The organism is bacterium (assembly GCA_021372775.1).
GTDB lineage: Bacteria > Acidobacteriota > Polarisedimenticolia > J045 > J045 > JAJFTU01.
Genome location: JAJFTU010000255.1, coordinates 1 through 7,992 on the forward strand (window position 1 = coordinate 1; position 7,992 = coordinate 7,992).

A 7,992-nucleotide genomic window follows, 5' to 3' on the forward strand; every position below is an offset into this window, starting at 1 on the left:
GCGTCGCCCCGACCGGGAGGGGCGGCTGGCGCGCTCCGATGACCGTCGGAACAACGGCGCCTCATCGCGCCTGCCGCCCGACCTGAACCCTGCGCAACGTTGCCTTTCGACGACGGACGCAACGGCAAGGTTTCGCGTGAATCACGTCGGGAGGCAGGCGCGGAGGAATCTTCCGCGGGCAGACGATCGTCGGGGCGCGCCAGCCTCCCCTACGACGGCGACGATCACCGCGAGACAACGTTGAAGCGCGGCGTCCGGAGCGACGAGCGCGACGTGCGTCGGGGGGCGGCGGCGGATCATTGCCCCGTCGCGGAGCCGCCGCCCCCCGACGCGCGGCGCGCGACCCACGAGACCCACGCGCCCTGACGCGCCAACGCGGGCGAACCCCGTCGTCCCGCGAATCAAGGCCGCGGCGCGACGCGGGACAAGACGCACGAACCACCCAACGAAGACCATCCCCCCGAGCGCGCAGCCGACACGACGCACAGCCAACAACGACAGCACGTCGTGCGGGCGGGGGCGGCGGCGCAGCCGTTGCCCCGTGGCTGAGCCGCCGCCCCCGCCGCACGACGCGCGACCCGCTGGGCGCGCGGGCATTACGCGGCGACAGCGCCTCCGCGACCCGCCGGGCGCGCGGGCATTCCGCCGACAACGCCCACGCGACCCGCCGGGCGCGCGGGCATTACGCGGCGATCAAATCGCCCGGATCAGCGGAAGCAACGCGCGCAGATCATCGAGCACGAGCGCGCCCGGAACCGCGTCCAACTCGACGCGGGAGACGGCGCCGGTGGCCACGAGCACCGGGCGCACCCCGGCGGCGCGGGCCGACTCGACGTCGAGCGGCATGTCGCCCACGTAGAGCGCCTCCTCGGCGCGCGCGCCGATCAACTCCAGCGCTCGGTGGATCATCTCCGGCGACGGCTTCGGCGGCACGCCGCAGTCCGGCCCGAGCACGACGCCGATCGCCTCGCCCAAGCCGACCGCCTCGACGATCGGCCGGCCGAAGACCGCCGGCTTGTTCGTCGCGATCGCCAGGCGGATCCCGCGCCGCCTCAACTCGAGCGGAACCTCGGGAACGCCCGGCAGCGGTCGCGTCTTGCCGAGCACCTTCGCGTAGGCGACGCCGAACGTCTCGATGGCGGCGGGAAGCCGCTCCGGCGCGGCGTGGTGCGCGAGCAGCGCCGGCACGCCGCGGCCCACCTGGCCGCGGACGACGTCGTCGGAGACCGGCGGCATGCCGAGCGAGGCGCGCACGGCGTTGACGGCGGCGGCGAGCGGGGCGAACGAATCGACGAGCGTTCCGTCGAGGTCGAAGACGATCGCGCGGCAGTCGAGCATGTCCGGATGCTATCATGCGCAGCCGCGGCCGCCGCGCGTCGCAACCTCGAAGGTCGGCCGCGAGGGAGCGTCGCCGTGGCCGTTCCGTCGCGCAAGATTCCGGTCGCCGTTCTCGGCGCCACCGGCCTCGTCGGACAGCGGATGATCTCGCTGCTCGACGGCCATCCTTGGTTCGAACTGGCGGAGGTCGCCGCCTCCGAGCGGAGCGCCGGCCGTCCCTACGCCGAAGCGGCCGACTGGAAGCTGCCGGGCGGCGCGCCGCGCGCCGCGGCGCGGATGATCGTCAAGCCGTGCGACCCGCGCCGCGTCGAGGCGGCGGTCGTCCTCTCCGCGCTCGACTCGTCGGTCGCCGGCGAGGTCGAGACCGCGTTCCGCGCCGCCGGACGCGCCGTGGTGACGAACGCCAAGAACCACCGCGCGGACGACGACGTCCCGCTCGTCGTGCCGGAGATCAACGCCGACCACCTCGCGCTGATCGACGTGCAGCGGCGGCGGCACGGCGGCTTCATCGTCGCCAACGCCAACTGCTCGGTCATCCCCCTCGCGATCGCGCTCGCGCCGCTGCAGCGCGCCGCCGGGGTCAAGCGGGCGATCGTCACGACGCTGCAGGCCGCCTCCGGCGCCGGCTACCCCGGCGTGCCGTCGCTCGACCTGATCGACAACGTCGTGCCGTACATCGGCGGGCAGGAGCGCGAGAAGATCGAGTCCGAGCCGCTGAAGATCCTCGGCGCGCTCGCGGGCGATCGCGTGGTCCCCGCGCCGATCACGATCTCCGCGCAGGTCCACCGCGTGCCGGTGATCGACGGCCATCTCGTCTCCGCGCACGTCGAGACGGAGCGGCCGCTCGACGTCGCCGCGGCCCGCGCCGCGCTGGCCTCGTTCCGCGGGGCGCCGCAGGAGCTCGGCTGCCCCTCGGCGCCCGATCCGGTCTGCGTCGTGCTCGACGCGATCGACCGGCCGCAGCCGCGGCTCGACCGCGAGGCGGGGCGCGGCATGGCGGTCACCGTCGGCCAGCTGCGCGCCTGCCCCGTGCTCGGGCTGCACTTCTCGGTTCTCGGCCACAACACGCTGCGCGGCGCCGCCGGCGGCACGATCCTCGTGGCGGAAACGCTCGCCGCGCAAGGCCGCCTCGCGTGATCGTGATGAAGTTCGGCGGGACCTCCGTGGACGGGGCCGCGCGCCTCGCCGCGGCGGCGCTCGTCGTCGCCTCCCGCCGGACCGAACGCCCGGTCGTCGTCACCTCGGCGATGGCCGGGGTCACGAACACGCTCGAGGCGCTGCTCTCCCTCGCGCGGCGCGCCGACCGCGCCGGCGTGGACGCGCGGCTCGAGGAAGTGCGCGCGCGGCACCTCGCGGTCGCGGCGGAGCTCGCGCCCGGCGACGCGGCGCTCGCCGCGCGGCTGGAGGACCGGCTGCGCGACCTGCGCGTGCTGCTGCGCGGCGTGCGGCTCGTCGGGGCGCTGACTCCGGCGGCGTCGGACGCCGTGCTCGGCCACGGAGAACTCTTGGCGCAGGAGCTGTTCGCCGCGGCGATGGCCGCCGCGGACGGCCCGGCCGAAGTCGTCGACTCGCGGCGCGTCGTCGCCACCGACGGCCGCCACGGCGCCGCGGTCGCCGACCAGACGGAGACGGCGACCCGCGCGGCGACGCTCGTCGCGCCGCTCGCCGAGGCGGGGGTCGTGCCGATCCTCGCCGGGTACGTCGGCGGCGGGCCGGACGGCGCGCCGACGACGCTCGGCCGCGGCGGCTCGGACCTTTCGGCGTCGATCATCGGCCTCGCCTTGGGCGCGCGGCGGATCGAGATCTGGACCGACGTGGACGGCATCCTCTCCGCCGATCCGCGCGTCGTGCCGGCGGCGCGGCTGCTCGAACGCGCGACGTTCCGCGAGGCCGCGGAACTGGCCGGCTTCGGCGCGAAGGTGCTCCATCCGGCCTCGATCGATCCGGCGGTCGAAGGGGGGATCGAGGTCGTCGTGCGCAACAGCCTGCGCCCGGAACGTCCCGGCACGGTGATCGGCCCGTCGGGACAGGGCGACGGCGGCGCGCGCGCGGTCGCCTCGCGCTCCGGCCTGGAGTTGCTCGCGCTCCGCGCGCCGGGGGCGATGCGCGACGCGACGTTCGGCGCGGAGGCGTTCCGGCGGCTCGGCGACGAAGGCCTCGCGCCGCTCGCCGTCGCCGTCGGCCCGCTCGGCTTCGAGTTCCTGCTTCCCGAAGGGGAGGCGGCGGGGCGCGCCGCGCGCGCGATCGCCGCGTGGGGGCGCGTGGACCGCCTGCCGAAGCTCGCGCTCGTGGCGCTGGTCGGCGAGGGGCTCGCCGCGGCGCCCGAACTGTGGCGCGCCGCGCTCGACGCCTGCGGCCCGATCCGCCCGCTGCGGATCGCGCAGGGGCCGCGCGGCGCCTCGCTGCTCTTCGTCGCGCGCGACGAGGACGCCGCGCCGTTGACGCGGCTGCTGCACGCCGCGCTGCTGGAGGGACGTCCGTGAACGACGGAAAGCCGCTGCGCGCGGCGCTGGTCGGCATGGGGAAGATGGGCGCGGCGCTGGGCGCCGCGGCCGCCGCGCGCGGCGTCGAGATCGCGCTGCGGATCGACCCGAAGGCCCCCGGCGCCGACGCGCGCGAGATCGAGGGCGCGTCGTGGGAGGGGATCGACGTCGCGCTCGAATTCACCGCCGCGTCGTCCGCGGCCGACAACTGCCGCGCGCTCTTGGAGCGGGGCGTTCCGGTCGTTTCGGGCACGACCGGCTGGAACGCCGAGCTGCGCGAAGTCCGCGCGCTCGCCGCGGAGCGGCAGGTCGGCTTCCTTTGGGCCTCGAACTTCTCGCTCGGCGTGCAGACGATGATGCGGCTCGTGGACGTCGCCGCGTCGTGGTTCGGCGCGCTGCCGGACTTCGCGCCGTACCTCGTCGAGGCGCATCACCGCCACAAGCTCGACGCGCCGTCCGGCACCGCGCGGACGCTGGCCGAGAAGCTCGTCGCGCGGACGCCGGGGAAGACCCACTACGGCCTCGCGCCGGCCGACGGCGCCGTGCCGAACGACATGGTGCCGGTGGCCTGGATCCGCGCCGGCGCGTTCCCCGGCGAGCACACGGTCGGCTGGGACGCTCCGGAAGAGACGATCGAGATCGTCCACCGCGCCCGCTCGCGCGCCGTCTTCGCGCACGGCGCGGTCGCCGCCGCGGCGTGGCTCGTCGGCCGCCGCGGCCCCTGCACAATCGACGACTTCCTGGACGACACGCTGCCCGCGCTCCCGCGCGGGACGGAGGATCACCGATGAACGCGCCTCGGCTGCGCGGCGTCTTCACCGCGCTCGTCACCCCGTTCGCCGCCGACGGCGGCGTGGACATGGCCGCCTTCGAGCGGCTCCTCGACCGGCAGCTCGCGGCCGGCGTGGCCGGACTCGTCCCCTGCGGCACGACGGGCGAGACGCCCGCGCTCGACGAGCGGGAGTGGGAGGCGCTGATCGCGGCGACGGTGAAGGCGGCGCGCGGCAAGGCGTTCGTGATCCCCGGCACGGGGACCAACAACACGAAGCAGTCGATCGCGCGGACGCGGCGGGCGAAGGAGCTCGGCGCCGACGCGGCGCTCGTCGTCACGCCGTACTACAACAAGCCGAACCCCGACGGCCTGCTCGCGCACTACAAGGCGATCGCCGCCGAGGGCGGCCTGCCGCTGGTGCTCTACAACGTGCCGGGGCGGACCGGCCTCAACGCGGCGCCGGAGCTCGTGCTGCGGATCGCGGAGGAAGTGCCGGGGCTCGAGGCGATCAAGGAAGCCTCGGGGAACCTCGGCCAGGCGATGACGCTGATCGACGCGCGGCGGCCCGACTTCGCCGTGATCTCGGGCGAGGACGAGCTGACCTGCGCGATGGCGCTGATGGGCGGCGACGGCGTGATCTCCGTCGTCTCCAACGTCGATCCGGCGGGGACGGTGAAGATGGTCGCCGCGGCGATCGACGGCGACGTCGAGACGGCGCGGCGCGAGCACTACCGCCTGCTGCCGCTGACGCGGGCCCTCTTCGCCGAGACGAACCCCGTGCCCTCGAAGGCGGCGATGGCCCGTCTGGGGCTGCTCGAGGACGTCGTGCGGCCGCCGCTGGCGCCCGCGGGCGCGGCGACGCGGGCGAAGCTCGAGGCGGGGCTCAAGGCCGCCGGACTGATCTGAAGGGCGAGGGGACGATGGACGGGGCGAAGCTCAAGGAAGCGATCGAACGACTGCTCGGCGAAGGGGAGCGCGCGGAGCGGGACGAGGTCCGGGCCACGGTGGCGGAACTGCTCGCCGCGCTGGAGTCGGGCGCCGTGCGCGCGGCCGCGCCGGAGAACGACCACTGGGTCGTCAACCAGTGGGTGCGCGCGGGGATCCTGCTCGGCTTCCGCCATTCGGACATCGTGCGGGTCGAGATGGGCGGGGCGTTCGGCTTCGCCGACAAGCACCTCTTCCTGCCGCGGCACCCGGCGTCGATGCCCGGGGCGCGTCTCGTTCCGGGCGGCAGCGCGGTGCGGCGCGGCGCGCACATCGGCGCGGGGGTGATCCTGATGCCGCCGTGCTACGTCAACGTCGGCGCCTTCGTGGACGAGGGCTCGATGATCGACTCGCACGCGCTGGTCGGCTCCTGCGCGCAGATCGGCAAGCGGGTGCACCTCTCCGCCGGCGCGCAGATCGGCGGCGTGCTCGAGCCTCCGGGGGCGATGCCCGTGGTCGTCGAGGACGGCTGCTTCGTCGGCGCGTTGGCCGGCGTGCTCGAGGGAGTGCACGTGCGGCGCGGCGCGGTGCTCGGCGCGGGGGTGATCCTGACCGCCTCGATGCCGGTCTACGACGTGCCGCGGCGGCGCATCCTGCACGCCGACGCGCGGGGAGTGCTGGAGATTCCGGAGCGGGCGGTCGTCGTCGCCGGCTCGCGCCCGATGGCCGATCCCTGGGCCGCGGAGATGGGCGTGCGCGGCGCGGCGGCGGTGATCGTGAAGGACCGCGACGAGGGCACGGACGCCCGCGCCGCCTTGGAGGACGCACTGCGATGAGCCCGATGATCGCCGGCCGCGTGGCCGGCTTGAAGCGCACGTTGATCCGCGAAATCTTCGAGTCCGCCCCCGCCGACGCGCTGAACCTCGGGCTCGGCCAGCCGGACATCGCGCCGCCGGCGGTGCTGCGCGAGGCGCTGTCGCGCGCGGCGAGCGAGGGGCCGTCGGGCTACGGGCCGACGGCCGGGGACAAGGCGCTGCGCGCGGCGATCGCCGGGTACTACGCGCCGTTCGCGCGGCGCGCCGAGGACGTCGTCGTCACGCTCGGCTGCCAGGAGGCGACGTTCGCCGTCCTCGGCTGCCTGCTCGATCCGGGCGACGAGGTGCTCTGCCCCGATCCGGGCTTCCCGGGCGCCGAGCGGGCGGCGAAGACGTGGAACGCCGTGCCGCGCTTCTATCCGCTGTGCGCCGAGAACGGCTTCCATCTCGACGTGGACGAAGTGCTGGGGATGGTCGGTCCGGCGACGAAGGCGATCCTCGTGATCACGCCGTCGAACCCGACCGGCACGGTCGAGCCGCGGGCGACGATCGAGCGGCTGGCCGAGGAGACGGCGCGGCGCGGGATCGCGCTCGTCGTGGACGACACCTACCACCAACTCTGCTGGACGGCCGACGGGCGCGCCTTCGGGGCGCCGCAGGCGCCGCTGGAGCACGTCGTCGTCTGCGGCGGCCTCTCCAAGTCGGTCGCGCTGACCGGCTGGCGCGTCGGCTGGGCGGTCTGCCCCGACGCGGCGTTCATGGCGAAGCTGGTGGCGATGCAGCAGACGGTGCTGACCTGCCCCGCGACGCCGATCCAGATCGGCGCCCGCGTGGCGTTCACGCCGGAAGGGGAGGCGGCGGCGCGCGAGGTGAAGGCGATCTTCCGCCGGCGGCGCGACATCGTGGCCGAGGAGCTGGGCGGCAGGCCGGAGGTGCGGATGGCGCCGCTAGAGGGCGCGTTCTACGCCTGGGTGGACGCGTCGCGCTGCGGCGGCGGGATTCCGTTCGCGAAGCGGCTGCTCGAGGAAGAGAAGATCGTGGTGATTCCGGGCGAGGCGTTCGGGGCGGGCGGCGCGGGGTGGTTCCGCATCAGCTACGCGCAGGAGGACAACGCGCTGCGGCGCGCGCTCAAGGTTATCGCGGGGCGGCTCAGTCTCTGAGGGGGCGGGTTGCGGGGGCGCAATGCCCGCGGGTTTCGGGGGCGAAATGCCCGCGCGATTCGCGGCGTACTGCCCGCGCGATTCGCGGGGGTAATGCCGGCGCGAGTCCCGCACGTACTGCCCGCGGGTTTCGCGCACGTACTGCCCGCGCGATTCGCGGGCGTACGGCCCGCGCGGCTCGCGGGACGCGCGTCGTGCGGCGGGGGCGGCGGCTCAGCCGACCGGGCAACGGCTGCGCCGCCGCCCCCGCACGCCTGACGCGCTGTCGTGTTTGGTCGGGCGTTTTGGTGGTCGTCTGCGGGGGGATGGTCTGTTTGGTGGGTTCGTGCGTCTTGTCCCGCGTCGCGCCGCGGCTCGGTTCGCCGACTCCATTTCGTTCCTCGCGCTGAAACGGTAGGGCGCGTGTGCGTCGTTGGTCGCGCGTCGCGCGGCCCGCGTCCATCGACGGACACGGGCCCTGTCGATTCAACGCGGGAAGCCACACAGCGACCGCGACCCGA

At 75.1% G+C, this 7,992-nt stretch carries 7 protein-coding genes; 6 read left to right on the plus strand and 1 reads right to left on the minus strand.

Annotation, left to right across the window (positions count from 1 at the left end):
* Positions 1 to 693 precede the first annotated feature (693 nt).
* Positions 694 to 1,338, minus strand: a complete 645-nt coding sequence (locus LLG88_09110) for an HAD hydrolase-like protein (protein ID MCE5247059.1) — start codon at positions 1,336 to 1,338, stop codon at positions 694 to 696.
* A 75-nt stretch (positions 1,339 to 1,413) separates the two neighbouring features.
* Here LLG88_09110 and asd point away from each other — a divergent pair, with 75 nt between their 5' ends.
* The 6 genes from asd to LLG88_09140 are packed head-to-tail and all read left to right on the plus strand — an operon-like array spanning position 1,414 to position 7,492.
* Positions 1,414 to 2,475 carry an aspartate-semialdehyde dehydrogenase gene (gene asd, locus LLG88_09115; GenBank protein ID MCE5247060.1) on the plus strand — a complete coding sequence of 354 codons (1,062 nt, stop codon included), beginning with the start codon at positions 1,414 to 1,416 and terminating at the stop codon, positions 2,473 to 2,475.
* Between the two features lie 5 nt (positions 2,476 to 2,480).
* Positions 2,481 to 3,821 (plus strand): aspartate kinase, encoded by a 1,341-nt coding sequence (locus LLG88_09120; GenBank protein ID MCE5247061.1) that lies wholly within the window; start codon positions 2,481 to 2,483, stop codon positions 3,819 to 3,821.
* Positions 3,818 to 4,612 (plus strand): 4-hydroxy-tetrahydrodipicolinate reductase, encoded by a 795-nt coding sequence (gene dapB / locus LLG88_09125; GenBank protein ID MCE5247062.1) that lies wholly within the window; start codon positions 3,818 to 3,820, stop codon positions 4,610 to 4,612. Before LLG88_09120 ends, dapB begins: the two co-directional genes overlap by 4 nt.
* The gene (gene dapA / locus LLG88_09130; protein MCE5247063.1) at positions 4,609 to 5,499 is read left to right on the plus strand and encodes a 4-hydroxy-tetrahydrodipicolinate synthase; all 891 of its coding nucleotides are present in this window, start codon (positions 4,609 to 4,611) and stop codon (positions 5,497 to 5,499) included. Before dapB ends, dapA begins: the two co-directional genes overlap by 4 nt.
* 14 nt (positions 5,500 to 5,513) lie before the next feature.
* Positions 5,514 to 6,353 carry a 2,3,4,5-tetrahydropyridine-2,6-dicarboxylate N-succinyltransferase gene (locus LLG88_09135; protein MCE5247064.1) on the plus strand — a complete coding sequence of 280 codons (840 nt, stop codon included), beginning with the start codon at positions 5,514 to 5,516 and terminating at the stop codon, positions 6,351 to 6,353.
* A complete protein-coding gene (locus LLG88_09140; protein MCE5247065.1) occupies positions 6,350 to 7,492 on the plus strand; it encodes a pyridoxal phosphate-dependent aminotransferase in 1,143 nt (380 codons plus the stop codon). The genes LLG88_09135 and LLG88_09140 overlap by 4 nt, the downstream gene beginning before the upstream one ends.
* Positions 7,493 to 7,992 lie beyond the last annotated feature (500 nt).